Raw genomic sequence first — 25,160 nt, forward strand, 5'->3', positions numbered from 1 at the left:
CATCTGCTGCTTGACTGGCCGAATGAGTGCCCTCGTCAGCGCCGCCGACCTGCGAGCCGAGTTCGCCTCCCCCGCCCCACCCGTGGTCCTGGACGTCCAGTGGATCCTCACCGGGGCCGCCGGTCCGGCAGGTCCCGAGCGGTATGCCGTCGAGCACCTTCCCGGCGCGACGTTCGTCGACCTGGACACCGAGCTCGCCGGACCCATCGGTCCCGCAGGAGTCGGCGGCCGTCACCCCCTGCCCGAGGTGGCGGTGGTCGAGTCAGCCCTGCGCAGGGCCGGTGTCGACCAGGACGGCAGGGTCGTCGTCTACGACCAGGGTCCGGGGTTCGCGGCGGCTCGCGCCTGGTGGGTCCTGCGGTGGGCCGGCCTCGCAGACGTGCGGGTGCTCGACGGCGGGCTCACGGCCTGGACGGCGGCCGGTGGCGCGACGTCGGCTGACGTGCCCGACCCGAGCCCGGGCTCCTTCGTCGCGCAGGCCGGCTCGCTGCCGGTCCTCGACGCCGACGCGGCCGCCGAGGTCGCACGCGACGGCCTCCTGGTCGACGCCCGGGCAGCCGAACGATTCGCCGGGGAGACCGAGCCGATCGACCCGGTGGCGGGCCACATCCCCGGTGCCGTCAACGCGCCGACCACGGGGAACTCGGGGCCGGACGGGCGCCTCCTGCCGCCGTCCGAGCTGCGGGAACGGTTCTCCTCGCTGGGGATCCGGGTCGACACCGCTCCTGTGGGCGTCTACTGCGGCTCCGGGGTGACCGCGGCCCACGAGCTCCTTGCCCTGCACGAGGCCGGCATCGAGGCGACGTTGTACGCCGGGTCGTGGAGCGACTGGATCAGCGATCCGAGCCGACCGGTCGCGACGAGCTGATCCGACGCACGGCCGACGGCGTCAGCCGCCGCCGCCGATCCCGCCGCCTTGGTTGAACCGTGGATCGGCGTCGGCGCGGTAGCGGTTCGCGCCGGGGTCGAAGCCGTCGTTGGGACCCGGATCCTCGACCGGCTCCTGGGACACGCCGTCCCAGTACGCGTACCCGTTCAGCCGCCCGAACGCCGCCTCGCTGTCGAGGGCCTTCTCCGCCAGCCGGCGCGCGAACATCGGGTCGAGGCTGTCGAGCCAGGCGCGGGTGTGTCGATGCCCGCCGGCGGCGATCAGGTGCGCGATCTTCCGGTGCTCGACGACCTCGACGTGCCGCCCGGTCGCGAACGCGTCCGACAACCCGCCCAACAAGGCCCGGCGGTCGGCGTCGGACATGCCGACCACGACCTCCTCATGGACCTTCTCGAGGGCATCGAGCGTGGCCGTGCTGAGCAGGTACCGGTACTGCCGGACGACGACGTCCTCGTCACCGTCGGCCCGCTCCTGCGCGTGCTGCCTGCCTCGGCTCCACACCGCTCGTACCGGTGCCATCCCCTCAGGGTAGACAGGGCTGCGGCGGCCCACCAGAGACAAACAGGACGCCCTCGGAGCCGCGTCTCAGAGCCAGCCGAACTCGTCGGCGATGCGGACGGCGTCGGCGCGGTTGCGAGCCATGGTCTTGCCGATCGCCGACGACAGGTGGTTCCGGACGGTTCCCTCGGACAGGCTCACGTGGCGCGCGATGTCGGACACGGATCCGCCGTCCCGGGCCGCGATGAGCACCTCGGTCTCGCGGGCGGTGAGGGGCGACTCGCCGCCGGACAGGGAGTCTGCCGCCAGCGCCGGGTCCACGACCCGGAGCCCTGCGTGCACCCTGCGCACCGCCTCCGCAAGCTGGCGCGCAGGGGTGTCCTTGACGACGAAGCCACTGGCTCCCGCCTGCAGGGCCCGCCGCAGGAACCCCGGGCGGCCGAAGGTCGTGACGATGAGCACCCGCACCGCGGGCAGCGCCTCGTGCAGGGCCGCGGTGGCGGCGATCCCGTCGAGCCCCGGCATCTCGACGTCGACCAGCGCCACGTCCGGTGAGGTCCGCCGTGCAGCGGCAACCACTTCGTCACCGCGCCCGACCTCGGCGACGACCTCCATGTCGGCCTCGAGCCCGAGCAGCGTCGCCAGTGCGCCGCGCACCAGGGCTTGGTCGTCGGCGAGCAACAGCTTGATCGTCATGCGTCCACCCTCTCTCCTGCGCCGAACCCGCCGGTCACCGGCCGGCCTGCCGACCGGACCGACAGCTCGAAGCCGTGCGGGTTGAGCACGATCGTGCGCAGCTGCGCACCGGCGGCCTCGGCGCGTTCACGCAGGCCGATCAGCCCGGTGCCGGCCTCGGCGTGGGTCGTCACGTCACCACGGTCGCCGTGGTCGCGCGGGCTCGTCGACCCGTTGTCCGACACGGTGATCCCGTGGTCGTCGAGGGTGACCCGGCACGCGGTGGCGCCACTGTGCCGGATGACGTTCGTGACCCCCTCGCGCAGGGTCCAGGCGCAGAGCTCACGCAGGTCCGTGGGCACGGCGTCGGCAGCGGTCGGCAGGTCGGCCTCGATCCCCGCGGCCGCGAGTGAGGACCGCGCCCTGGCGAGCTCGGCGGGCAGTGACATCTCGCGGAACCCCGCCACGGCCTGGCGCACGTCCGACAGGGCATCGCGGGCGAGCCGTTCGAGGTCGGCGACCTCGGCGCGGGCACGCTCGGGGCTCACCTCCAGCAGTCGTGCCGCGAGCTCCGCCTTGACGGTGATCACCGTCAGGCTGTGACCGAGGATGTCGTGCACGTCGCGCGCCATCCGGTTGCGCTCCTCCTGGATGGCGAGGCGGGCGTTCTCCTGCCGCGCCTCGGCCAGGGCGCGCTGGCGCTGGGACGCGACCATCCCCCCGGTCACGGCGGCCATGGCGAGCACCATCGACATGGTGATGCTGGCGTCGTGCGCCCACCCGTCGACGTGGAACGTGAGCAGCTCGTAGAGCACCACGAGCCCGAGCCCGATTGCGAGCCCCAGCCGCAACCGGAACGTCCAGAGTCCCGAGACGGCCAGGAACACCCACGTGCTGGCCCCCTCCTGGCCGACCGTGATCGTGGACAGGGCGGCCAGGACCGCGAGGCCGACCCAGCCGACGACGCCGGTCCGCGTCACGAACCAGCGGTGCGAGGTGGGCGTCGACTCCCCCCAGACGGACGAACGCAGGTGGCTGAAGTGGGCGACGTAGACCGTCACGAACAGGACGAGGACGACGAGCGCCGTGTCGCCGCGGAGCTCGAGGCGGTGCCGCCAGGCTGCGGAGAAGGCGTCGGACAGGAAGACCAGCCAGATCGCGGCGAGCCCGAGCCCCAGCACCCGTCCCTGCCAGCCCTGGTCCTGCTCTGCCGCGAACAGCCGGGGACGCGGCTCGGCGAAGCCGTCCTTCTGCCCGGGTGCACTCACGGCACCCAGCCTCTCAGAGTCCACCGCCGAAGCGGCGGCAAGGACCGCCCTCAGACCCGCGCGGTGTCCCGGCCGAAGCGCCATACAGCTCCTCCCACGAAGATCGCAAGCCAGACGGCGACGTTCACGACGGCGCCCCACCCGGGCGCGTCGCCCGTCAGGGGTGCGTGGACGAGCTGGTTCAGGCCGTACATGGGCGTCACCTTCGCCACCTCCTGGAACACGTGCCCGAGCTGGTCCAGCGGCACGAACAGGCCACCGAGGAAGGCGAACAGCGCGAGCACGGGGCCGAGGATCTGCATGACGTTCTCGCTCGGCAGCAGGTAGCCCATGAACACCCCGAACGCTGCGAAGACGAGCGACCCGAACCAGACCGCCAGGCCCGTCTCCACCCACACCAGCGCATCCGCGTGGGCACCGCCGACCGCGCCGGCACCATAGGTGACGGCGACGGAGACCGCGCCGAGGAGCATCGCGACGATGACCTTGACCGTGATGTATGCCGCGGACGTCAGGGGGGTGAGCCGCAGCTGCCGGCTCCAGCCCTGGTTGCGTTCGACGGAGACCATCGCCCCGGCACTGGTGGTCGAGAGCATGGCGCCGTAGAGGGCCATGCTGATCATGATGAACGCGGCGACGTTGCCGTGACCAGCGTCCTCGTTCGAGTAGGACTGCCCGGTCCCGAAGAGGAAGAAGAACGCCACCGGCATGATCACGGCGAAGATCAGCGTGCGGCGGTTGCGCAGCAGCCGTCGGACCTCGAGCTTCAGGAGAGTGGCGTTCAGTCCGCCCATGGGGGGAACGCGACGGCCGGTGGCTTCGGTGGTGGTCGAGGTGGTCTGCGTCGTGGTGGTCATGACTCGGCTCCGTCGGAGGTCAGGCTGATGAATGCGTCCTCGAGGCCGCGGGTGGTGATCTCGAGGTCCCGGGCGTCGGTGGTGGTGAGCAGGTGGCGGGCTACGGCGTCGCTGTCGGTCGAGGTGACGAGCAGGGTGTCGCCACGGAGCTCGACGGACTCGGCCGTGTCCATGTCCCTGAGCTGTTGCACGACAACGGGATCCGCGTCGCTGAGGGTGGCCCGGATGGTGCGCCCGGAGACGAGCGACTTGACCTCGGACGCCGTTCCGTCCGCGACGACCTTGCCGTGGCTGACGAGGACGATGCGGTCTGCGTAGGCGTCGGCCTCCTCGAGGTAGTGCGTGGCGAACACCACCGTCCGACCCCGGGCGGCGTCCTCGTGGATCGCGTTCCAGAAGTCGCGACGGCCGGTGACGTCCATGCCTGTCGTGGGTTCGTCGAGGATCAGCAGCTCCGGGTCGGGCAGCAGGGCCATGGCGAACCGGAGCCGCTGCTGCTGGCCGCCCGAGCACTTGCCCACGCGGCGGTCGCCGATGTCGCTGATCCCGGCGCGGGTGAGGACCTCGTCCACCGGTCGGGTGCCGGCGAACAGGCTCGCCGTGAGCTGCAGGGTCTCCTTGACGGTGAGGTCCTTGAGCAGTCCGCCAGTCTGCATCACGGCACTGATCAGCCCGTGGCGCACGGCAGTGGTCGGGTCGAGCCCGTGGACCCTGACCTCACCGGCATCGGGCCTGGCGAGACCGAGGAGGAGGTCGATGGTGGTCGTCTTCCCGGCGCCGTTGGGACCGAGGAGGGCGACCACCTCGCCCGGTGCCACGGTGAGGTCGATGCCCCGGACGGCGTGGACGGTGCCGAAGCTCTTGGTGAGCCCCATGAGCTCGATCGCGGGAACGGTGTGGACGGCCGCTCCCCCGCTGGGCCGTCGTACGGTCTGCGTCGATGACATGCCCCCACCGTGCCCGTGGTGTCCCCTCAGGACCCGCGACGCTCGTCACGACCTCGCCGTGACGTCTGTCAGGTTTCCTTCAGGTGGGCCGTGCTGCCAGGGGGGCGGGCAACCGTTCCCGTCCGACGTCGGAGCTCGCGAGACCACACCCCCTAGGCAGGATCGCCCGGCGCGTCTAAGCCCCGGGCGTCGACAGCTTCAGGGTGCCGCCGACTCGTTGGGTGCCCAGCTGCAGACCGTGGCGGTAGGTGACGTCCATCCCCTCGATCACCACGCTGCCACTGCCCGAGGCAGTGACGGCGAGCACCAGCTGCTGGCCGTGCTCCCGTCCGAGGTGCATCGAGATTCCCTCGGCCGGCACGACCGAGGAGCAGGTCTGGCGGACCATGGCCTCGTCCCCGGACCCGATGGCCGAGTCCTGCGTCGACCGCAGCGTGCACACCAGCGCCACACTCTCGATCTGGCGCCCCGACGCGTCGACCACGTGTGCCCGCGCCGAACGCACGTCGATCACGTCATCGGTGTCGGGCTGGGGGAAGGTCATGCCGACGTACAGCGGAGCGGCGGACGACAAGTTCCGGTACTCCATCCCCCAACCGCCTGCATCCGGGAAGGCGGACGGGTGACGCCACGTCCAGCCGACCAGCCCGACGGCCAGCAGGGCCAGCACGAGGCCCGATCGGACGGCCCAGCGTCGTCGGCTGCCTCCCGACTCCCGAGCCACGTCATCGACCGTCTGCGCCCCCGCGACCTCCACGTCGGCAAGTGTGCCCGCCAAGGCTCGACCACGTCCTCACTTCGTCAGAAACCGGAACCGGCGAGCTCGACGTGGTCCAGCACGTGTCGGCACACCATCGCGCGTTACGGTCGAAGACACCCACACCCGCACCCGAGCCCAGACCCGCCAGTCGGGAAGGAACCGTGTACTCCCACCTCAGCCACCTCGAATGCTCCCGGACCGGCGAGCGACACGACGCCGACCTCGTCCAGGGCGTGAGCACGGCCGGCGCGCCCCTCCTGGCCAGGTACGACCTCGAGCGCGTCGCCGCCACCCTCGACAAGGCCGAGCTGGCCACGCGCGCGGCGACGCTGTGGCGCTACCACGAGGTGCTCCCGGTCCGGGACGAGCGCTTCGTGACCACGCTGGGAGAGGGGTGGACACCCATCGTCGACCTCCCGGCATACGGGCGGTCGGTGGGGTTGCCGCGGCTGGCGATGAAGGACGAAGGACTCATCCCCACGGGCACGTTCAAGGCCCGTGGCGCGGCCGTCGGGGTGTCCCGCGCGGCCGAGCTCGGTGTCCGTGGCATCGGGATGCCGACCAACGGCAACGCGGGGTCGGCCTGGGCGACGTACGCCGCCCGCGCCGGACTCCCCTCGCTGATCATCATGCCCGAGGGCGCGCCGGAGATCACCCGCGTCGAGTGCGCGGCGGCCGGAGCCGAGCTGTACCTCGTCGACGGACTGATCGGGGACGCCGGCGCCATCGTGCACGAGGCCATCGGCAGGCGCCCCGGCTGGCAGGAGGTGTCGACGCTCAAGGAGCCCTACCGGCTGGAGGGTAAGAAGACCATGGGGTACGAGCTCGCCGAGCAGCTCGGGTGGCGACTTCCGGACGTGATCCTCTACCCGACCGGCGGTGGGGTCGGCCTCATCGGCATCCACAAGGCCCTCCTCGAGATGCGCGAGCTGGGCTGGATCAGTGGACCGTTGCCGCGGTGGGTCGCCGTCCAGGCCACCGGGTGCGCCCCCATCGTGCGTGCGTATGCCGCGGGGGCCCGTGAGAGCGAGCCGTTCCCGGACGCCCGCACCGTCGCCTTCGGGATCACCGTGCCCAAGGCGCTCGGCGACTTCCTCGTCCTCGACGCGATCCGGGAGACCGACGGGTGCGCGGTCGAGGTCACCGACGAGGACCTGTTGGCCGAACAGCGTCGGCTGGCCTCGTCCGACGGGGCGTTCATCTGCCCCGAGGGCGCGGCCTGCCTCGCCGCGGCCAGGGACCTGCGCGAGTCCGGCTGGATCGGCGAGGACGAGCACGTGCTCGTCATCAACACCGGCACCGGGATCAAGTACCCCGACACCGTCGAGGTCAGAGCACCCCTGCTCCCCATCGGTGGTCGCGTCCCCGACGCCGGTGACGTGCTGCGATGAGTTCCGCCGCGCCGACCGGTCTGTCCTGACATGGCAACCGTGATCATGCATGCAGTGGTGTCCGTGGACGGCTTCATCGCCGACGAGGACGACGGCGTCGGTCCGCTCTTCGACTGGTACTTCAACGGCGACCGGCCCATCACCGACGCTGCCGACGAGGCCCGCCAAGGCCCGTTCCGGGTCGGTGCGGCGTCGCACGGGTACGTCAGCTCGCTCTGGGCCGGCATCGGCGCCACCATCCAGGGACGGCACCTGTTCGACCTGACGAACGGGTGGGACGCCCAGCCACCTGCCGGGGACCACCTCGTCGTCGTCTCGCACCGGCCCAAGCCGGAAGGCTGGCACCCCGAGGCCGACGTCCCGTTCTTCGACGACGTCGCGGCCGCGGTCGAGGAGGCGAAGCGTCGGGCCGGTGACGGGGTCGTCGCGATCTGCGCCGGGGACGTCGGTGGCCAGGCGCTGGCGCTGGGTCTGGTCGACGAGGTGGCCATGGACGTCGTCCCGGTGGTGTTCGGCAAGGGCAAGAGGTACTTCGGGCAGGTGGACTCGCAGCTGCTGCTCGACGACCCTGACATCGTCATCCAGGGCGACCGGGTGCTCCACCTGCGGTATGCCGTGCGCCGCTAGGGAGGCGCCGACCGCCCACGGTCCGAGCGGCACGGGGGGCCTCACGAGCCACACGTCCGCTGAACCGAACGCGGGGCGGGCCGCTCAGGCCCGCAGCACCTTCGCCATCGCCTTGCCCTTGGCGAGCTCGTCGACCAGCTTGTCGAGGTAACGGATCTTCTGCATGAGCGGGTCCTCGACGTCCTCGACCCGGATGCCGCACACCGTCCCCGTGATCAGGGACGCGTTCGGGTTGAGCTCGGCCTGGCCGAAGAAGTCCTCGAAGGTCGTGCCCCCGGCCAGGTGCTGGTCCAGCTCCGACTCGTCGAACCCCGTCAGCCACGTGATGACCTCGTCCAGCTCGGCCTTGGTACGGCCCTTGCGCTCGACCTTGGCCACGTAGTGCGGGTAGACGGACGCGACGCTGACGGTGAAGATCCTGCTCACGTCGCGAGGATATCCCTAGCCGCGGCTGCCCACGGCGAGCGCGAGGGCCTGCGGGTAGTCGACTCCCCCGCCCTCGTCCAGCCGGGTCACGTCGTACACCCGGCCGGTCTGCACGTTCCACGCGAGGACCCAGGAACCGTCGTACCCGGTGGACCGGAACAGCACGGTCGAGGCGTCGGCCCACGCGAGGACCGTGCAGCACCCCTTGAACCGCCCGGTCCTGCCGTCAGGAGACTCCGGAGCGAGCAGCACGCGGCCCGAGTGCGCCTCGAAGTCGACGGCCAGCAGTCCTTGGTAGATCGGTCCGTTGCCGCGGACGATCACCGGCGACGTGACGTCCTGGTCGAAGTAGGCCCCGCTCGCCGACCACTGACCGGCAGAGACCGTCTCGCCCGCAAGGTCCGTGACCGGGACGCCCAGACCGGAGTTGATCGGGACGGGCACGTCAGCCGCGACAGCCGGCGGTGCGCCACCACCGCTGGCAGCCCCTTGCTGACCGAGGTCGAGGGTCCACGCCCGACCGGCGGAGCGAGCCACGACCTCGAGGCCATCTCCCCACCCGGCCACCTCGAGGTCGGAGGCCGGCACGGCATACCGCTGGGTCCTGCCGGTCCGCAGGTCGAGCCGCACCACGGCACCTGGTTGGGCGAACACGACCCATCGCCCGTCGGCGCTGACCGCCTTGGGCCCCAGGGGAACTCCCTCGTTGCCGTCGGCGTCGCGCGTCGGCAGCAGGTCGAGCGAGTCGACCACGACCTGCGTGCGGCCCTTGGGCACGAGCACCGCCCGGTAGTGGGCGCCGGCACGTCGCAGGTAGACCGCGACGACGTCGGTCGGCGGCACCTTCGAGGACGACAGCTTCACGGTGGGCCCGGTCGGGTCGATCTGCGAGGGCAGCCCCGCGTCGTAGTCGGGCAGCTGGTCCTCGTCCCCCTCCAGCGGCATCGACGCGTACAGCGTGCCGTCCGAGAGCCGCTTCACCGGAGCGGTGACCGTCGTCGACGGTGCCGGAGAAGGCGTGCCCCCTCCGCGCTCGGCCCCCTGTGCCACCGCGACCACCACTCCCACCGCCGCGATGCTGCCCACCGCGCCGAGCACCCGCCGACGACGTGTGCGCCGTCGGGTCAGGGCAAGGGCCCAGGCGCGGTCGGCCACGTCCACCTCGACCACCTGTTGAGCGGCCACGTCGAACAGGTCCACGAGGTCGCCACCACCGACCACCTGCTGCGCCACGCGTTCGGCCGCCGCCTGGGTGTCGGCCACGACGCGGGCTCGCGACTCTCCCATCACCTCGGCGACGTCCTGGTCGCTGCGCTCGTCGAAGTACCGCAGCACGAGCAGCGCCCGCTGCCGGGGTGAGAGGGCGTCAAGGGCACTGCGGACGTCCGGGGTCCTCGTGCCGTCCCCCTCGAACGCGCAGCCCACCTCATCGGCCAGCGACCGTGTCTGCGGATCGCGCCGAGCACGCTTCAGGGCGGCGACGGCCCGGCGGTACACGTGCTGCCGCACCACCGTGTCCGGGTACTCGCGCACCGCTCCCCAGCGTGCAGCGACGTCGGCGAGGCCCTCCTCGAGGACCTCCACCGCCTGTCGCGTGTCACCACAGACGAGGTATGCCGCCCGCAGCAGCCGGTGCTGGCGCGCACGGACGTAGCCGGCGAAGTCCGCATCCACCTCGCGCTGCATGCCACCTCCCTCGCTGGCCCCGGCGCGCCGTCCGCGACGCTCTGCCCATCAAACAGCACTCTGCCCACGACGCATCGTGGGCAGGGTGAAGTGGGACAGGCAGGGCGGGCGAGCCGGAGGTCGCCAGCCGAGCGTCAGCAGCCGAGCAGGCGCGCCCCGAGGTAGGACTCGACCTGGTCGAGGGCCACGCGCTCCTGAGCCATGGTGTCGCGCTCACGGATCGTCACCGCGTGGTCGTCGAGGGTGTCGAAGTCCACGGTGATGCAGAACGGCGTGCCGATCTCGTCCTGGCGGCGGTACCGGCGGCCGATGGCGCCGGCGTCGTCGAAGTCGATGTTCCAGTGCTGGCGCAGCGTGGCCGCGAGGTCGCGGGCCTTGGGCGACAGGTCGGCGTTGCGCGACAGCGGGAGCACGGCGGCCTTGACCGGGGCGAGGCGCTTGTCGAGCTTGAGGACGACGCGCTTGTCGACCCCACCCTTGGTGTTGGGGGCCTCGTCCTCGGTGTAGGCGTCGACGAGGAAGGTCATCAGCGAACGCGACAGTCCGGCCGCCGGCTCGATGACGTAGGGCGTGTACTTCTCACCGCTGGCCTGGTCGAAGTAGACGAGGTCGGTGCCCGAGTGCTCGCTGTGCGTCTTGAGGTCGAAGTCGGTGCGGTTGGCGATGCCCTCGAGCTCGCCCCACTCGCTGCCGGCGAAGTTGAAGCGGTACTCGATGTCGACGGTGCGCTTGGAGTAGTGGCTCAGCTTCTCCTGGGCGTGCTCGAAGTGGCGCAGGTTGTCGGGGTTGATGCCGAGGTCTGTGTACCACTTGGTGCGCTCGTCGATCCAGTACTGGTGCCAGGTCTCGTCCTCACCCGGCTGGACGAAGAACTCCATCTCCATCTGCTCGAACTCGCGGGTCCGGAAGATGAAGTTGCCCGGCGTGATCTCGTTGCGGAAGCTCTTGCCGGTCTGGGCGATGCCGAACGGCGGCTTCTTGCGCGCCGACTGCATGACGTTGAGGAAGTTGAGGAAGATGCCCTGCGCCGTCTCGGGCCGCAGGTAGTGCAGGCCGGACTCGTCCTCCACCACGCCGAGGTAGGTCTTGAGCAGGCCGGAGAACTGGCGCGGCTCGGTCCACTGGCCGCGGGTGCCGCAGTTGGCGCAGGCGATCTCCGACAGCGGGACGTCGTCCGGGTTGTCGAGCTTCTTCTTCTCGGCGACGGCCTCCTGTAGGTGGTCGGCGCGGAAGCGCTTGTGGCAGGACAGGCACTCGACCAGCGGGTCGGAGAACGTCGCCACGTGGCCGGAGGCCTCCCACGTCTGGCGCGGCAGGATCACCGAGGAGTCGAGGCCGACGACGTCGTCACGGCTGGTGACGGTGCTCTTCCACCACTGCCGCTTGATGTTCTCCTTGAGCTCGACACCGAGGGGGCCGTAGTCCCAGGCCGACCTCGTCCCGCCGTAGATCTCGCCGCAGGGGAACACGAACCCCCGGCGCTTGCAGAGGGAGACAACGGTGTCGACGGTGGAGGGCGCAGCCATGCGCGCAAGGTTACTGTGCCCTTCCCCGCCACCGGAGGGGGTATGCCGCGCGGCCGCCGCACCGGTGTGCGCCGACCACCATCTAGGGTTTCCTGCGTGCCCTCCCTGCGTGAGTCGATCCAGCGAGCCAGCCTTCCCGCCGTCGAGCGGTTGAACGCCCTCCCCCGCTTCGTGCCCTTCGTGGCGATCCTCGCCCTGATGCTCGCCGGGCTCTTCGTGCCCGGCTGGGGCTGGGTCCTGCTGCTGCTGGTCGTCCTGTTCCTGCTCTGGACGCTGTACCTCGCCTGGCCGGCGATGGACTCCACGCAGCGCTTGATGCGCATCACCATCGTGCTGATCGCTGCGGCCATCACCGTGACGCAGGCATTCCCCCGCACCTGACCTCCGCCCGACCACTGCCACCTCGGTGAGGTTTTTGACAATGGTTCTCATTTCAGATGAGAATGGTTGTCATGAAGTCCCGACACCTCGGTTGGCCCGCCGCCGCAATCGCCATCGCCATGGTCTCCGCCTGCGGGGCGACCGGGGGGTCGGGCTCCACGGACGGCACGGTGACCGTCGCAGCCGCCTTCTACCCCCTGGAGTACGCCGTCTCGCAGATCGGCGGCGACCACGTCGACGTCCAGGCGCTGACCAAGCCGGGGGCCGAGCCACACGACCTCGAGCTCAACCCCAAGCAGGTCGGTGAGGTCGCCCAGGCCGACCTCGTCGTCTACGAGAAGGGCTTCCAGCCCGCCGTCGACGACGCGGTGAAGAGCGAGGCGAAGGGCACCGGCTTCGACGTCTCCCCCGCCGCCCGGCTCGACCTCGCTGCTACCGAGGAGGGTCACGACCACGCCGGCGAGACGGAGCAGCAGCACTCCGACCACGCCACCGGCGCGAAGGACCCCCACTTCTGGCTCGACCCGATGCGCTACGCCGACGTCGGCGACGCGATCGCTGCCGAGCTGGGCCGACGGGACCCGGCCAACGCCGCGGCATACACGGCGAACGCGACGGCGTTCCGCGCGCAGCTGACCACGCTCGACGGGGAGTTCCGCACCGGGCTGCGGTCCTGCAGGATCAAGGACCTGGTCACCTCGCACGCCGCGTTCGGCTACCTCTCGAAGGCGTACGGGCTCACCCAGGAGAGCATCACCGGCCTGACGCCCGACAGCGAGCCGAGCCCCGCCGCCCTCGCCGACCTGACCCGGCACATCCGCGAGAGCGGTGCGACGACCGTGTATGCCGAGACGCTCGTGAGCGAGGACGTGGCCAAGACCCTCGCCCGCGAGACCGGTGCCACACTGGCCGTGCTCGATCCCATCGAGGGCATCACCACGAAGTCGGCGGCCCAGGACTACCCCGGCGTCATGCGCGCCAACCTGGCCACCCTCAAGGCAGGACAGGAGTGTTCGTGACCGACGACCCGATCATCGAGCTCCGGCGCGCCTCGTTCGGCTATGCCGACCAGACCATCGTCCAGGCCGCCGACCTCACCGTGCACGCAGGGGAGGTGGTGGCCGTGCTCGGCCCGAACGGTTCGGGCAAGTCCACGCTCGTCCGCGGCCTGCTCGGGCTCAACGACCAGCTCGGCGGCGAGGTGCGCCTCTTCGGCCAGCCGCGGGACTCGTTCCACGACCACGCACGCCTCGGGTACGTCCCGCAACGCCACACGCTGTCGGCGTCCGTGCGCGCCACCGTCGAGGAGATCGTCGCGGTCGGCCGCCTGTCGCACCACCGGTGGTGGCGACCGGTCGTGCGGAGCGCGCAGGACATCGCCATCCTCGACAAGGCGCTCGACGTCGTCGGGCTGTCCGACCGCGCGACCGCCGACGTCTCGACCCTCTCCGGCGGGCAGCAGCGGCGGGTGCTCATCGCGCGCGCCCTGGCGTCCGACCCCGACGTGCTCCTCATGGACGAGCCGACCGCCGGCGTCGACGCCGCGAACCAGCACGTCCTGTCGACGGTGCTGGCCCGGCTGGCGGACCGCGGCACGACGATGGTCATCGTCACCCACGAGCTCGCCGCCCTGGCCGGCATCGTGACCCGCATCGTCCTGGTGCAGGGCGGCCGCATCGCCTTCGACGGGACGCCGGAGCAGTTCGCCTCCCACAGGAGCGGATTCGCGCACGACCACCACCACCATCACCACGACGACGAGGTCGACCCGTCGGCGCCGCACCTCCCCGGGGCACCGTCCGCCGGACCCCTCGACCCCCGGCAAGGAGCGCGTCGATGAGCGAGATCCTCGCCCTGGACTTCATGCGGCAGGCCCTGGTGGCCGCCCTCCTGGTCGGCATCGCCGCCCCCCTCGTCGGGGTCTTCCTCGTGCAGCGGCGGCTGTCCCTCATCGGTGACGGCATGGGCCACGTCGCGCTCGCCGGTGTCGCCGTCGGCCTCCTCACCGGCCAGGCCCCCGTCCTCACCGCCCTGCTCTTCGCCGTCGCCGCGGCCATCGCGATCGAGGTGATCCGGGGCCGAGGGCGCACGAGCGGCGACATCGCGCTGGCCGTGATGTTCTACGGAGGCATCGCCGCCGGCGTCGTGATCATCGCGAAGTCGCCCAGCAGCAGCCCCGCCAACCTCACGGCATACCTCTTCGGGGCGATCACCACGGCGGACCAGAACGACCTCTGGGTGTTCGCCGGGCTCGCCGCGGTCGTCCTGTTCACCACGTGGCTGCTGCGGCCCTGGCTGTTCGCGGTCGCCAACGACGAGGAGTACGCCCGGGCCAGCGGCCTGCCCGTCACGGCCCTCAACATCGCCCTCGCCATCCTCACCGCGGTCACCGTCGTGGTGTCGATGCGGGTCGTCGGGCTGCTGCTCATCAGCGCCCTGATGATCATCCCCAACGCCACGGCCCAGCTGCTCGGACGCAGCTTCCGCGCCTCGGTCCGCTGGGCGGTCCTGGTCGGCGTGCTCTCCAGCGTCGGGGGTGTCATCGCCTCGTACTACGCGGAGACCCCGTCAGGCGGGACGATCGTGCTGCTCGCGATCGGCGCGTTCGTCGTGGTGGCCACGGTCAACGCGCTTGGCGCCAGGGCCCGTGCCGCGCGGCACCGGTTGGCCGAACGCCACGACCACGAGCACGGTCCGGGCTGCGGACACGCGGCGGTGGCTCACGACGACCACGTCGACTACGTCCATGACGGGCACCGTCACGCGCCGCACGAGGGCCACTACGACGAGCACGCCCCCGACGCACACGGCCACCACGACGGCCACGACGGCCAGGGCCACGGCGACCTCGCACCGAAGGAGACGGCACCGCGATGACCGGAGTCCAGGAACGCCCGACCGCACTCACCGAACCCGGCGAAGGCGCCCGTCGCCCCACCCGCCAGCGCGCGGCCGTGGCCGCGGTGCTCGCCGACACCGGCGAGTTCCGGTCGGCCCAGGAGCTGCACGCGCTGCTGCGCGAGGCCGGCGACAAGGTCGGGCTCGCCACTGTCTACCGGAACCTCCAGGCCATGGCCGCCGACGGCGAGATCGACATGCTGCGCACCGACGAGGGCGAGGCCGTCTACCGCGCCTGCTCGACCGGGCACCACCACCACCTCGTGTGCCGGGTGTGCGGACGCACGGTCGAGGTCGAGGGCCCGACGGTGGAGGCATGGGCGACGAAGGTCAGCTCCCAGCACGGCTTCACCGACGTCCACCACACGCTGGAGATCTTCGGCACCTGCGCCGACTGCTCGCGCTGATCCGACAACCGTCCACTGCGACGGCGGGTTCGGTGCCGGCTGACGGCTAGCTGCTGGGGACGTCGACGGCGCCCCCGTACCGGCGGTCACGCTCGGCGTACGTCTGGATCGCGGCCCAGAGGTGGCGCCGGTCGTAGTCCGGCCACAGCGTGTCCTGGAAGACCATCTCGGCGTACGCGCTCTGCCAGAGCAGGAAGTTGCTCGTCCGCTGCTCCCCCGAGCTCCGCACGAACAGGTCGACGTCCGGCATGTCCGGCTCGGGCAGGTGGCGCGCGATGGTCTTCTCGTCGATCGACCCCGGCCTGAGCTTGCCCCGCTGGACCTGCTCGGCGATCTTCTGCACGGCGTCGGCGATCTCCGCGCGACCGCCGTAGTTGACGCAGAAGTACAGGGTCAGCCCCGTGTTGTCCTTGGTCAGCTCCTGCGCGGTCTCGAGCTCCTTGATGACCGAGCCCCACAGGCGCGGACGTCGGCCGACCCAGCGCATCCGAACGCCCCACTCGTGCAGCTGGTCACGGCGACGACGGATGACGTCGCGGTTGAACCCCATGAGGAAGCGCACCTCGTCCGGGCTGCGCTTCCAGTTCTCCGTCGAGAACGCGTAGGCCGACAGGTGGGTCACACCGATGTCGATGGCCCCTGCGACGACGTCGAGCAGCGCCGCCTCACCGGCTTCGTGGCCCTTGGTGCGGGCCAGCCCGCGCTGGTTGGCCCAGCGGCCGTTGCCGTCCATGACCACGGCCACGTGGTTGGGCACGAGCTCCCTTGGCAGAGATGGCGGTTGGGCTCCGCTGGGGTGGGCAAACGGCTTCGCGTATGCCGCGCTCACGCCTGGGCCGCCCGGGCTGCGGCGTGCGCCTGCTCGACCTTCGTCACGGCCGCGAATGCGTCAGCGAAGCGCTCGTCGACCGGTTCGGTCGCCGTCAGCGGGACCGCTGACCACGTGACGCGGGAGCTGGACGGGTTCAGGGCGTCGGGGTCTCGTCGGTCCACGAGGCGCAACGATCGCACACCCCGCTCGAGGTGCCACTGGAGGAACGCGCTCGCCAGCGTGCTGCCCTCCCGGCGGTGCCGTCCGCTCGACGCGTCGGCGATCGACCAGTCGCCGGCGAGCAGCGCCGCGAGGAGGGACAGGGTCTCCGGAGCCGGCGCGGCGGAGCCGGGCGGGCGGCACACCGAGCACACGGTGCCTCCAGAGGCCAGGTTGAACGCGCGGTGCGGACCCTCCGCGCCGCACCGTGCGCAGTCGTGGAAGCTCGGCGCCCAGCCGGCGACGGCGAGCGCGCGCAAGAGGTAGGCGTCCAGGACGAGGCCCGGGTCGTGGACCCCTTCGGCCATCGAGCGGAGCGCGCCCTGGAGGAGGAGGTACTGCTGGAGGTTGGGCTCACGCTCCTCGGTGAGCCGGTCGGCGGTCTCGAGCATCGCCGCCGCCGCGGTGTAGGTCGTGTAGTCGCGGGCGAGCACGTCCCCCCAGGAGGCGAGGGACTCGGCCTGGGTCACGGTGTCGAGGTTGCGGCCCTCGTAGCACTGGACGTCCACCATCATCGCCGGCTCGAGCCGCGCCCCGAAGCGGCTCTTGGTGCGACGGACCCCCTTGCCCACCACGCGCACCTTGCCCAGCCCGCGGGTCAGGAGGGTGACGATGCGATCGGCCTCGCCCAGCTTCTGGGTGCGCAGGACGATGCCTTCGTCGCGGTACAGGGGCATGGCGCCATTGTCTCCCACGGGCGGCAGGACGCAGGGAGGCGGTGCCGTGCTCACCGCGTCCACTACTGTCCGGGCCCATGACGGACTGGCGACGGGACCGCGTGGGCGCCGCCCTGCGCGACGAGAACCCCACGGTACTGAGGCGGTTGGCAGCCGGCTTCGCAGTGATGGGGGACGTGCAGTTCCTGCCCGGTTACTGCGTGCTCCTCACCGACACCCCCGGGGTCGACCGGCTCACCGACCTCCCGCGTGCGCGCCGCCTCGAGTTCCTCGCCGACATGGAGCTGCTCGGCGAGGCGGCCCAGGGCGTGTGCGCCGACCGCGACCCGGCGTTCCGCAGGATCAACCTCGAAATCCAGGGCAACCACGACGCGTTCCTGCACGCCCACGTGTGGCCGAGGTACGAGTGGGAGGGGCCGGACCACACCTGGCGACCGGTCGCCCTGCACCCGATCGAGCGGTGGCGGGCACCGGAGCCGGAGACCGTCCTGGGCCCCCAGCACGACGCCCTCAGGGCCGAGCTCGTCGCCGAGCTGGACAGACTCGGCAGCGCCGAACACTAGAACAGGTGTTCGAACGCGGGTTATGCTCGGGTCATGGCCATGGCACTGCAAGGGTCCCTCCTCGACACCGCCGACGAGATCGAGCTGCACGGGCTCGACGCGCGCCTCACCCGCACCGAGCTCAGCAGGGGCGCTTGGGTCGACTACCGGCCCGGCTGGCTGGGCGGCGCGGAGCAGCTCTTCGACGCCCTCCACCACGACGTCCCGTGGTACGCCGAGAAGCGCGAGATGTACGAGCGCGTCGTCGACGTCCCGCGCCTGCTCAAGTTCTACTCCGAGGGCGAGGGCCTCCCCCACCCCGTGCTCACCGACGCCCGTGAGCAGCTCAGCGACTGGTATGCCGCGGAGCTTGGTGAGCGCTTCGTCAGCGCCGGCATGTGCCTCTACCGGGACGGACGCGACTCGGTCGCGTGGCACGGCGACCGGATCGGCCGGTCCAAGGAGCACGACACGATGGTGGCCATCCTGTCGATCGGCTCGGCCAGGTCCCTCATGCTGCGACCCCGCGGCGGCGGCGAGTCCATCGGGTTCTCCCTCGGCCACGGCGACCTCGTGGTCATGGGCGGATCCTGCCAACGGACCTGGGACCACTGCATCCCCAAGACGAGCCACGCCGTCGGTCCGCGCATCTCGATCCAGTTCCGCCCCCGCGGCGTCCGCTGACCTCGGCGAAAAGCCGCACACCGACCTGCGACCTGGTCCACACTGACTCGGATCCGACCCCCGTCCGAGCAGGAGTGATGAGCAGAGCACGCGACGTCCTCCTGGCGCTGGTCGTGGTCGCGGCGCTGGCGTTCCTCGCTCCCAGCGTCCTGGCTCGCATCGACACCGACCTGAGGGATGCGGTCGGTGGGGTGCGTCAGGCGTCAGGGGCCGGAGCGACCTCCGAGGGCTGGTCACAGGTGCAGAGCGCCTACGAGCTCTCGGGTCCGCTCAGCCGTGAGGGCCTGGGGTACCTGCTCGCGGCCGGGCTGCGGGGCGGCCACCCGTGCCTCCTGGAGATGACGCCGGGCACGAGCCTCCAGTGCAGGACGATGCTCGACACGAACGGACCGGTCACGGCTCTTGCCGGCCACGGTGAGTGGATGCTCGCGGCGACAGGGGCCGCGGGGAACGCACCCCGCACCTGGACCGCGGGCACCGCATACGTCCGGGCTCCCGACGCCGATGCTGCCGAAGGGCAGCACGTGCCGGTGAATGGTTCGCTCCCGGCGGACGCACGGATCACGGCGGCGGCCATCGACGACGACTCCTACTTCCCCCTCGTGGCTGGAACCGTTCCGGCCGGCGCCACGCAGCGGCTGCAGGTCTGGTCGGTGACCGACACGGTGCAGGGCATCGCTGCTCCCGGTGGAGCGCTGTGCTGCGAGGTGCGACCGGGCAGCGCAGTGGTGGCCGCCGGCACCGACCCGGACATCCTCGTCGCCGCGGAGGTGCGCGGCGCCTCCAGCACCGAGCCCTTCACCGTCCGCGCGTGGTGGGGGTCCTCGGACGACTCGGCGCCCGAGGGGAGCTGGGAGTGGCAGGACGTTCCCCTCCCGACGGCGATGGAGCACGTCAGCGACGCGCAGGGCCAGACCCTCGACCACTGGCTGGCCGGGAGCACCCGCGGTCGAGCGGTGGTCATCACCACCAGGTCGACGAGCCGAGGCCTCGTCTCGGTCCCGCTACCGGTCGCCGAGCTGGATCCAGAGCGGCCCACGGTCCTGCTCGCCCGGACCTCGTTCCTCGACGACGGCCTCGTCCTGGCCGTGCAGACCGCCGACGGACCACAGGTCTGGATCAGGCCCGACAGTGGGACCTGGAGCTCGGCGCCGTTGCCGGCAGGCACCATCCTCGACGCCGAGACGGTCGAGGACACCACCTACGTGACCATCCGTGGGGAGGACGGCATCCGCCTGTGGAGCAAACGGCTGCTCCCCGCAGCGCGCTGAGGTCCGACCCGACGGCGGCCCCACGGCGTCCGCTGACGCAACGACGTGCAGTGGCGCCGTTCACCGCGGGCGTCCGGTAGGAGCTCCCGGCGGCGGGCCGCCACTGCACGTCGTCGTGGTCAGTCCTGGTCGCGCAGGGCGCGGTTGACCGCGGACAGCACGGCGGTGAGTGACGCCTTGACGATCGAGCTGTGCAGCCCGACGCCCCACAGGACCCGGTCCCCGACGGCGCACTCGACGTAGGCGGCTGCCCGGGCGTCCCCACCCGAGGACAGCGCGTGCTCGGCGTAGTCGAGGACGCGGACGTCCACGCCGACGGTCGACAGGGCGTCGATGAACGCGGCGATCGGGCCGTTGCCGGTGCCCTCGATGGAGACCTCGACACCGTTGTCCAGCATCGTCGCGACGATGCGGTCGGCACCCCCGGCCTGGCTCTCGAGCGCGTGGCTGATCGGCGTGAACCGCCCCCAGGCGTTGGCCTCGCCGTCGACCGCGGGCAGGTACTCGTCCTGGAAGACGCTCCACAGCTCGGCCGGGCTGACCTCGCCGCCCTCGCTGTCGGTCTTGGCCTGGACGACGCCGCTGAACTCGATCTGCAGGCGACGCGGGAGGTCGAGCTGGTGCTCGGCCTTGAGGATGTAGGCGACCCCGCCCTTGCCGGACTGGCTGTTGACGCGGACCACTGCCTCGTAGGACCGGCCGACGTCGTGCGGGTCGATGGGCAGGTAGGGCACACCCCACACCAGCTCGTTGATCGACTTGCCGGAGGAGGCCACCTGGCGCTCCATGTCCTCGAAGCCCTTCTTGATCGCGTCCTGGTGCGAGCCGGAGAACGCCGTGAAGACGAGGTCACCGCCCCACGGGTGGCGCTCGGCGACGGGCAGCTGGTTGCAGTGCTCGACCGTGCGCCGGATCTCGTCGAGGTCGGAGAAGTCGATCTGCGGGTCGATGCCCTGGCTGAACAGGTTCATGCCGAGGGTGACCAGGTCGACGTTGCCCGTGCGCTCACCGTTGCCGAACAAGCACCCCTCGATACGGTCGGCTCCCGCGAGGTAGCCCAGCTCGGCGGCCGCGACACCCGTGCCACGGTCGTTGTGCGGGTGGAGGCTGACGACGATGGAGTCGCGCCGCTCGAGGTGGCGGATCATCCACTCGATCGAGTCGGCGTAGACGTTGGGCGTCGCCATCTCCACGGTCGCGGGCAGGTTGATGATCATCTTGTGGTCCGGCGTCGGGTCGATGACGTCGGCGACCTCGTTGCAGATGCGGACCGCGAACTCCAGCTCGGTGCCGGTGTAGGACTCTGGGCTGTACTCGTAGTAGACGACCGTGTCCGGGATGGTCTCCTCGAGCTTGCGGCACAGGCGGGCGGCCTGCAGCGCGATGTCGACGATGCCGTCCTGGTCCAGCCCGAACACGACGCGACGCTGGAGCACCGAGGTCGAGTTGTAGAAGTGGACGATGGCCTGCTTGGCACCACGGATCGAGTCGAACGTCCGCTCGATGAGGTGGTCGCGGCACTGCGTCAGCACCTGGATCGTCACGTCGTCGGGGATCATGTCGTCCTCGATGAGCATGCGCACGAAGTCGAAGTCGGTCTGGCTCGCCGAGGGGAACCCCACCTCGATCTCCTTGTAGCCCATCCGCACCAGCAGCTCGAACATCCGCTTCTTGCGGTCCGGGCTCATCGGGTCGATGAGGGCTTGGTTGCCGTCGCGGAGGTCGACCGCGCACCAGCGGGGTGCGGACTCGAGCACCTTGGTCGGCCAGGTGCGGTCGGGCAGGTCGACCGCGATCTGCTCCTGGAAGGGCAGGTACTTCGCTACCGGCATGCCTGACGGCTGCTGGGGATGAATCATGTTCTCTCGCCTATCGATTCGTTGCTGGGTGGTTCCGACAGAACCTCAGCCTGGGCAACGCTACTCCGCGACGAGGGGCGGCTGATCGATCAGGCCCCGCCGCGGCGGCGAAGAAGGAGGCGCGAGAGACGCACGTGTTGAGGGTATGCCGCCCGCGCGGCATACGTCCATCGTCACGTGGGCACGGCCCCCGATCCGGACGCCTCACGCGCCGGCCCACCCCTCCTCGAAGATGCCGGAGTAGGCGTTGAGGGCGGGCTGCCCGCCGAGGTGGGCGTAGAGGACCGTGGAGTCCCGAGGGATCTCACCCGAGGTGACGAGGTCGACCAGCCCTGCCATGGACTTCCCCTCGTAGACCGGGTCGATGATCATGCCCTCGAGGCTCCCGCTGAGCCGGATGGCGTCGATCGTCGACTGGACGGGGATGCCGTAGAGGTCCCCGGCCCACCCCTCGAGGACGCTGACCTCGTCCTCGCGCAGCTCACGCCCGAGGCCGATGAGGTCCGCGGTGTGCTGGGCGATGCGACGCACCTGACCACGCGTCTTGTCGATCGTCGCCGAGGCGTCGATGCCGAGGACGCGTCGCGGCCGACCTCCCGCGTCCTCGAGCGCGGCGAACCCGGCGATCATGCCGGCGTGCGTCGAACCGGTGACGGTGCAGACGAGGATCGTGTCGAAGAAGACGCCGAGCGCCTCCTCCTGCTCGGCGACCTCGTAGGCCCAGTTCGCGAAACCCAGTCCGCCGAGGCGGTGCTCACTGGCCCCGGCCGGGATGCCGTAGGGCGTCCCGCCGGACTCCTCGACCTCGCGCAGTGCGTCCTCCCACGAGGAGCGGATGCCGATGTCGAAACCGTGCGGGTCGAGCCGGGAGTCGGCACCCATGATGCGCGACAGCAGGAGGTTGCCCACCTTGTCGTTGACCGGGTCGTCCCAGTCCACCCACTTCTCCTGCACCAGCCGGCACTTGAGCCCGAGGTGCGCGGCGACGGCCGCGACCTGCCGGGTGTGGTTCGACTGGTAGCCGCCGATCGAGACGAGCGTGTCGGCGCCCGACGCGAGGACGTCGGGGACGATGTACTCCAGCTTGCGGGTCTTGTTGCCACCGAAGGCGAGACCGCTGTTGACGTCCTCCCGCTTGGCCCACACCTGCGCCCCACCGAGGTGCTCGGTCAGGCGGGCCAGCCGGTGGACCGGGCTCGGGCCGAAGGTCAGAGGGTGGCGAGGGAAGTCATGGATGGACACGGTCAATCTCCTTGTTCTGCAACGGTTGCAGCATCGTGGGCCAGGGAGTCCAGGAGCGGCTCGAGGGTCTGCCAGGTCTCGAAGGACACCCGCGCGGCTGCGTCGACATCGCCCTGTTCACAGAGGTCGACGAGGCGCGCGTGCAGCACGACCGAGCCCCGACCCGCCAGGGAGGCGAACCGGAGACGCTCGACGCGCCGCAGCACGGGTGTGTACTGCTCGAGGACGGCGGACACCGCCGCGTTGCCCGCAGCCGCGACCGGTATGCCGTGCAGCTCGTCGTCCGCCTCGAGCGCCGCGTCCGCGTCCCCGGCCTCGAGTGCGGTGGCGAAGCGGAGGTTGGCCTGACGCATGCGCTCGACGTCCGAGCTCGTCAGCTGGGGCACGGCCTCGCGCACGGCGAGCTCGTGCATGGCAGCCACCACCGCCTGGGCATCGCGGACGGCTCGGGCGTCGAGGGACGCGACCCGGGTCGAGCGGCCGGGGAGCGCGCTCACCAGACCGGCCTGCTGGAGCCGGAGCAGGGCCTCCCGCACCGGGGTCCGGCTCACCCCGAGCCACGCCGCGAGCTCCTGGTCGCGCAGCTGCTCGCCCGGCTGGAGCGTGCCGTCGACGATGGAGTCCCTCAGGCGGAGGTAGACGTCGTCACGCAGCAGCGCCCGCGGCGCGATCGAGGACTCGGGGACAGGCATGCGATATATTGCATATCACTCGGCTCCTGCGGTCAAGTCCCGCGTGCGGACTCCGCGACGCCGTCGAGATCCTCGATGGTCCGGGTCCGGCCGATGGGCGACCCCACGAGCCACAGCACCGCGAGGGTCCCACCGGCCGCAGCCAGGTACAGCGTCGGGGCGATGCCGATCCACTCCCCCAGGAACCCGCCGAGCACCGCACCCAGCGGGCGGACGCCGTAGTTCACGGTCGAGAAGGCTCCCGCCACCCGGCTGCGGATCTCGTCCGGGACGACCGCGGTCTGCATCGCGTTGAGGGGCACGTCGAGCCACATGACGCCGAGACCGGTGACGAACTCGACCAGGGCGAGCACGCCGGCCCGCAGCCACAGGGGCCCACCGGCCAGCGGCAGCAGGGCGACCGGCGCCGAGAACAGGACGCCCCCCACCATGATGGTCCGCCCCATCCCGAGGACTGCGGTCGCCCTGCGGGACAGCACGGCGCCGAGCAGCCCACCGCTGGCCCCGACCCCGAGGGCGAGACCGATGCCTCCGGCCGAGAGTCCCAGCTGGCGGCTGGCGAACAGCACCAGCAGGGCCGCCACCACGAAGTTGAAGAAGTTCACGGTGGTGGCGAAGGCCAAGGAGACCCGCAGGTACGGGTGGCGCAGCACGAGCGCCATACCCTCTCGGGCCCTGCGCAGGAGCGGGGCGGCGCCCTCGCGGTCCACCGGCGGGTCCTGCACGTCCACGCCCCCGATGAGCACCGCGGATGCCGCGAAGGTGACGGCGTCGACGAACATCGCGACCGGGGCCGTCAGCAGCTGGATCAGGCCACCGGCCGCAGCCGGGCCCGCGACGAACGAGAAGGAGCGCGTCGTGCTCAGCAGGCTGTTGGCCTCGACGTACTGGTCACGACGCACCAGGGCGACGAAGAAGCTGGGGTAGGCGGTCTGGTATAGCACCTGTCCGAGCCCGGCGACCAGGGCCACGACGAAGAGCTGGGCCATCGTCACCAGCCCGAACCAGTGGGCCACGGGCAGGCTGAGCAGGACCGCGCACCGGAGCAGGTCGGCGAGGACCAGCAGGCGCCTCTTCCGCTCGTGGTGGTCGACCCAGGTGCCGACGAGGAGGGACAGGAGGTTCGGGGTCCACACGGCGGCGGTGAGCAGCCCCACCGTCGGGGCACTCGCGTGCAGGGTCGTCACGCCGATCAGTGGGAGCGCGAGGTCGGTGATCCGGTCGCCGAACTGCGAGATCCCCTGACCCACCCAGTAGCGCCCGAACCGGCGGTCCCGCCACAGCGGCGCCGTCACGGCGTCGGCGCTTCGGGGAGGACGTAGCGCAGCATCCGGACCGGGCGTGCGCCCGGTTCCGGCGCGGACCCCTTCGAGCGCAGCACGTATGGCGCGAGGACCTGTTCGATGGCGGCCTCGATCGTGTCGAGCTCGTCCGCGGTCACGACGACCGTCGTGTTGGACAGGCCGGCCGACCGGCGCCACCCGTCCTCGAGCAGGGGCTCGGTCTCACGGACCCAGCGCGCGGGCAGGTCCTGGGCCTGCTCGAACAGGACGCGGGACAGCAGCGTGGCCGCGTCGCGGCCGGCCTCGTCAGCCGGCGGCGTGAACCGGAACCCCCGACCCACCGCCTCCCACCAGCGCTGCCGCCCGTCGGACTCCACCTCGGCGTCGCGGACCAGGCCGTGCTCGGCGAGGTGCCGCAGGTGCCAGCTGGTGACCGAGGGCGTCGCGCCCACCTCGGGGGCGAGTGCCGTCGCGGTGCTGGGACCGTCCTTCTGGAGCCGGCTGAGGATGGCCAGCCGGGTCGGGTGGGCCAGGGCGCGCATGCCCCTGGGCGTGAGCTCGACGTCGTCGTACGGGTTGGACACCGGACCTCCCGGAGGCTGTGCCACTGATGTGAGAGAACTGTTTCGAGAGGACTCTCTCAC

General features: G+C 71.2%; 27 protein-coding genes. 11 read left to right on the forward strand and 16 right to left on the reverse strand.

Translation table 11 applies throughout. The features are described 5' to 3' along the window. Nucleotides 1-22: 22 nt before the first annotated feature. Nucleotides 23-868 (forward strand): sulfurtransferase, encoded by an 846-nt coding sequence (locus tag ASD62_RS18150; protein ID WP_056917629.1) that lies wholly within the window; start codon nt 23-25, stop codon nt 866-868. 21 nt (nt 869-889) lie between these two features. On the opposite strand, the gene ASD62_RS18155 is transcribed toward ASD62_RS18150, so the two are convergent. From ASD62_RS18155 to ASD62_RS18180, 6 genes are all read right to left on the reverse strand, one after another. Then, the gene (locus ASD62_RS18155; protein WP_157581636.1) at nt 890-1,408 is read right to left on the reverse strand and encodes a hypothetical protein; all 519 of its coding nucleotides are present in this window, start codon (nt 1,406-1,408) and stop codon (nt 890-892) included. 66 nt (nt 1,409-1,474) lie between these two features. Next, nucleotides 1,475-2,083 (reverse strand): response regulator transcription factor, encoded by a 609-nt coding sequence (locus ASD62_RS18160; protein ID WP_056917631.1) that lies wholly within the window; start codon nt 2,081-2,083, stop codon nt 1,475-1,477. Further along, nucleotides 2,080-3,330 carry a sensor histidine kinase gene (locus ASD62_RS20525; RefSeq protein ID WP_056917632.1) on the reverse strand — a complete coding sequence of 417 codons (1,251 nt, stop codon included), beginning with the start codon at nt 3,328-3,330 and terminating at the stop codon, nt 2,080-2,082. The genes ASD62_RS18160 and ASD62_RS20525 overlap by 4 nt, the downstream gene beginning before the upstream one ends. A 50-nt stretch (nt 3,331-3,380) precedes the next feature. Continuing rightward, on the reverse strand, nt 3,381-4,187 hold the full coding sequence (locus tag ASD62_RS18170; protein ID WP_056917633.1) for an ABC transporter permease: 807 nt from the start codon (nt 4,185-4,187) through the stop codon (nt 3,381-3,383). Next, on the reverse strand, nt 4,184-5,134 hold the full coding sequence (locus tag ASD62_RS18175) for an ABC transporter ATP-binding protein (RefSeq protein WP_056917634.1): 951 nt from the start codon (nt 5,132-5,134) through the stop codon (nt 4,184-4,186). Before ASD62_RS18175 ends, ASD62_RS18170 begins: the two co-directional genes overlap by 4 nt. A gap of 175 nt (nt 5,135-5,309) precedes the next feature. Beyond that, the gene (locus tag ASD62_RS18180; RefSeq protein WP_056917635.1) at nt 5,310-5,891 is read right to left on the reverse strand and encodes a hypothetical protein; all 582 of its coding nucleotides are present in this window, start codon (nt 5,889-5,891) and stop codon (nt 5,310-5,312) included. A 164-nt stretch (nt 5,892-6,055) separates the two neighbouring features. Here ASD62_RS18180 and ASD62_RS18185 point away from each other — a divergent pair, with 164 nt between their 5' ends. Then, nucleotides 6,056-7,285, forward strand: coding sequence for a threonine synthase (locus tag ASD62_RS18185; protein WP_056917636.1), 1,230 nt, complete (start codon nt 6,056-6,058; stop codon nt 7,283-7,285). Between the two features lie 30 nt (nt 7,286-7,315). Next, a complete protein-coding gene (locus ASD62_RS18190) occupies nt 7,316-7,912 on the forward strand; it encodes a dihydrofolate reductase family protein (protein ID WP_056917637.1) in 597 nt (198 codons plus the stop codon). Between the two features lie 84 nt (nt 7,913-7,996). Here ASD62_RS18190 and ASD62_RS18195 read toward each other — a convergent pair whose 3' ends face one another. The 3 genes from ASD62_RS18195 to ASD62_RS18205 form a co-directional block, all read right to left on the reverse strand. After that, nucleotides 7,997-8,338 carry a DUF2200 domain-containing protein gene (locus tag ASD62_RS18195; protein ID WP_056917638.1) on the reverse strand — a complete coding sequence of 114 codons (342 nt, stop codon included), beginning with the start codon at nt 8,336-8,338 and terminating at the stop codon, nt 7,997-7,999. 15 nt (nt 8,339-8,353) lie between these two features. Next, entirely contained in the window at nt 8,354-10,024 is a 1,671-nt protein-coding gene (locus ASD62_RS18200; protein ID WP_056917639.1) for a sigma factor-like helix-turn-helix DNA-binding protein, read from the reverse strand. A gap of 134 nt (nt 10,025-10,158) precedes the next feature. Next, nucleotides 10,159-11,550 carry a glycine--tRNA ligase gene (locus ASD62_RS18205; protein ID WP_056917640.1) on the reverse strand — a complete coding sequence of 464 codons (1,392 nt, stop codon included), beginning with the start codon at nt 11,548-11,550 and terminating at the stop codon, nt 10,159-10,161. Nucleotides 11,551-11,646: 96 nt separating this feature from the next. On the opposite strand from ASD62_RS18205, the gene ASD62_RS18210 reads away from it, so the two are divergent. From ASD62_RS18210 to ASD62_RS18230, 5 genes are all read left to right on the forward strand, one after another. Beyond that, nucleotides 11,647-11,931: a DUF6703 family protein gene (locus tag ASD62_RS18210; protein WP_056917641.1), complete on the forward strand. Its 285-nt coding sequence runs from the start codon at nt 11,647-11,649 to the stop codon at nt 11,929-11,931. 71 nt (nt 11,932-12,002) lie between these two features. After that, nucleotides 12,003-12,950 (forward strand): metal ABC transporter substrate-binding protein, encoded by a 948-nt coding sequence (locus ASD62_RS18215; RefSeq protein WP_157581637.1) that lies wholly within the window; start codon nt 12,003-12,005, stop codon nt 12,948-12,950. After that, on the forward strand, nt 12,947-13,771 hold the full coding sequence (locus ASD62_RS18220; protein WP_082581058.1) for a metal ABC transporter ATP-binding protein: 825 nt from the start codon (nt 12,947-12,949) through the stop codon (nt 13,769-13,771). Before ASD62_RS18215 ends, ASD62_RS18220 begins: the two co-directional genes overlap by 4 nt. Then, a complete protein-coding gene (locus ASD62_RS18225) occupies nt 13,768-14,808 on the forward strand; it encodes a metal ABC transporter permease (RefSeq protein WP_056917644.1) in 1,041 nt (346 codons plus the stop codon). The genes ASD62_RS18220 and ASD62_RS18225 overlap by 4 nt, the downstream gene beginning before the upstream one ends. Further along, complete coding sequence (locus tag ASD62_RS18230; protein ID WP_056917645.1) at nt 14,805-15,236, forward strand: Fur family transcriptional regulator; 432 nt, start codon at nt 14,805-14,807, stop codon at nt 15,234-15,236. The genes ASD62_RS18225 and ASD62_RS18230 overlap by 4 nt, the downstream gene beginning before the upstream one ends. Before the next feature lie 46 nt (nt 15,237-15,282). Here ASD62_RS18230 and ASD62_RS18235 read toward each other — a convergent pair whose 3' ends face one another. Together ASD62_RS18235 and recO are read right to left on the reverse strand one after the other, a co-directional pair. Further along, nucleotides 15,283-16,065 (reverse strand): isoprenyl transferase, encoded by a 783-nt coding sequence (locus ASD62_RS18235; protein ID WP_056917646.1) that lies wholly within the window; start codon nt 16,063-16,065, stop codon nt 15,283-15,285. After that, the gene (recO, locus tag ASD62_RS18240; RefSeq protein WP_082553369.1) at nt 16,062-16,943 is read right to left on the reverse strand and encodes a DNA repair protein RecO; all 882 of its coding nucleotides are present in this window, start codon (nt 16,941-16,943) and stop codon (nt 16,062-16,064) included. The genes ASD62_RS18235 and recO overlap by 4 nt, the downstream gene beginning before the upstream one ends. Before the next feature lie 77 nt (nt 16,944-17,020). On the opposite strand from recO, the gene ASD62_RS18245 reads away from it, so the two are divergent. The 3 genes from ASD62_RS18245 to ASD62_RS18255 all read left to right on the forward strand — a co-directional run bounded on the left by ASD62_RS18245 (nt 17,021) and on the right by ASD62_RS18255 (nt 19,440). Further along, the gene (locus ASD62_RS18245) at nt 17,021-17,506 is read left to right on the forward strand and encodes a hypothetical protein (RefSeq protein WP_056917647.1); all 486 of its coding nucleotides are present in this window, start codon (nt 17,021-17,023) and stop codon (nt 17,504-17,506) included. Nucleotides 17,507-17,539: 33 nt separating this feature from the next. Then, the gene (locus ASD62_RS18250) at nt 17,540-18,169 is read left to right on the forward strand and encodes an alpha-ketoglutarate-dependent dioxygenase AlkB (protein WP_056917648.1); all 630 of its coding nucleotides are present in this window, start codon (nt 17,540-17,542) and stop codon (nt 18,167-18,169) included. Nucleotides 18,170-18,246: 77 nt separating this feature from the next. Beyond that, on the forward strand, nt 18,247-19,440 hold the full coding sequence (locus tag ASD62_RS18255) for a hypothetical protein (protein WP_056917649.1): 1,194 nt from the start codon (nt 18,247-18,249) through the stop codon (nt 19,438-19,440). Nucleotides 19,441-19,559: 119 nt separating this feature from the next. Here ASD62_RS18255 and leuA read toward each other — a convergent pair whose 3' ends face one another. The 5 genes from leuA to ASD62_RS18280 form a co-directional block, all read right to left on the reverse strand. Then, the gene (gene leuA, locus ASD62_RS18260) at nt 19,560-21,299 is read right to left on the reverse strand and encodes a 2-isopropylmalate synthase (protein WP_056917650.1); all 1,740 of its coding nucleotides are present in this window, start codon (nt 21,297-21,299) and stop codon (nt 19,560-19,562) included. Between the two features lie 204 nt (nt 21,300-21,503). After that, nucleotides 21,504-22,541, reverse strand: coding sequence for a 1-aminocyclopropane-1-carboxylate deaminase (locus ASD62_RS18265; RefSeq protein WP_056917651.1), 1,038 nt, complete (start codon nt 22,539-22,541; stop codon nt 21,504-21,506). Nucleotides 22,542-22,543: 2 nt separating this feature from the next. After that, on the reverse strand, nt 22,544-23,233 hold the full coding sequence (locus ASD62_RS18270; protein ID WP_056917652.1) for a GntR family transcriptional regulator: 690 nt from the start codon (nt 23,231-23,233) through the stop codon (nt 22,544-22,546). A 32-nt stretch (nt 23,234-23,265) separates the two neighbouring features. After that, a complete protein-coding gene (locus ASD62_RS18275) occupies nt 23,266-24,528 on the reverse strand; it encodes an MFS transporter (RefSeq protein WP_056917653.1) in 1,263 nt (420 codons plus the stop codon). Then, nucleotides 24,525-25,100, reverse strand: a complete 576-nt coding sequence (locus ASD62_RS18280) for a helix-turn-helix transcriptional regulator (protein WP_200956965.1) — start codon at nt 25,098-25,100, stop codon at nt 24,525-24,527. Before ASD62_RS18280 ends, ASD62_RS18275 begins: the two co-directional genes overlap by 4 nt. Nucleotides 25,101-25,160 lie beyond the last annotated feature (60 nt).

Origin of the sequence: Phycicoccus sp. Root563 (assembly GCF_001427915.1) — a bacterium.
Taxonomy (GTDB): Bacteria; Actinomycetota; Actinomycetes; order Actinomycetales; family Dermatophilaceae; genus Pedococcus.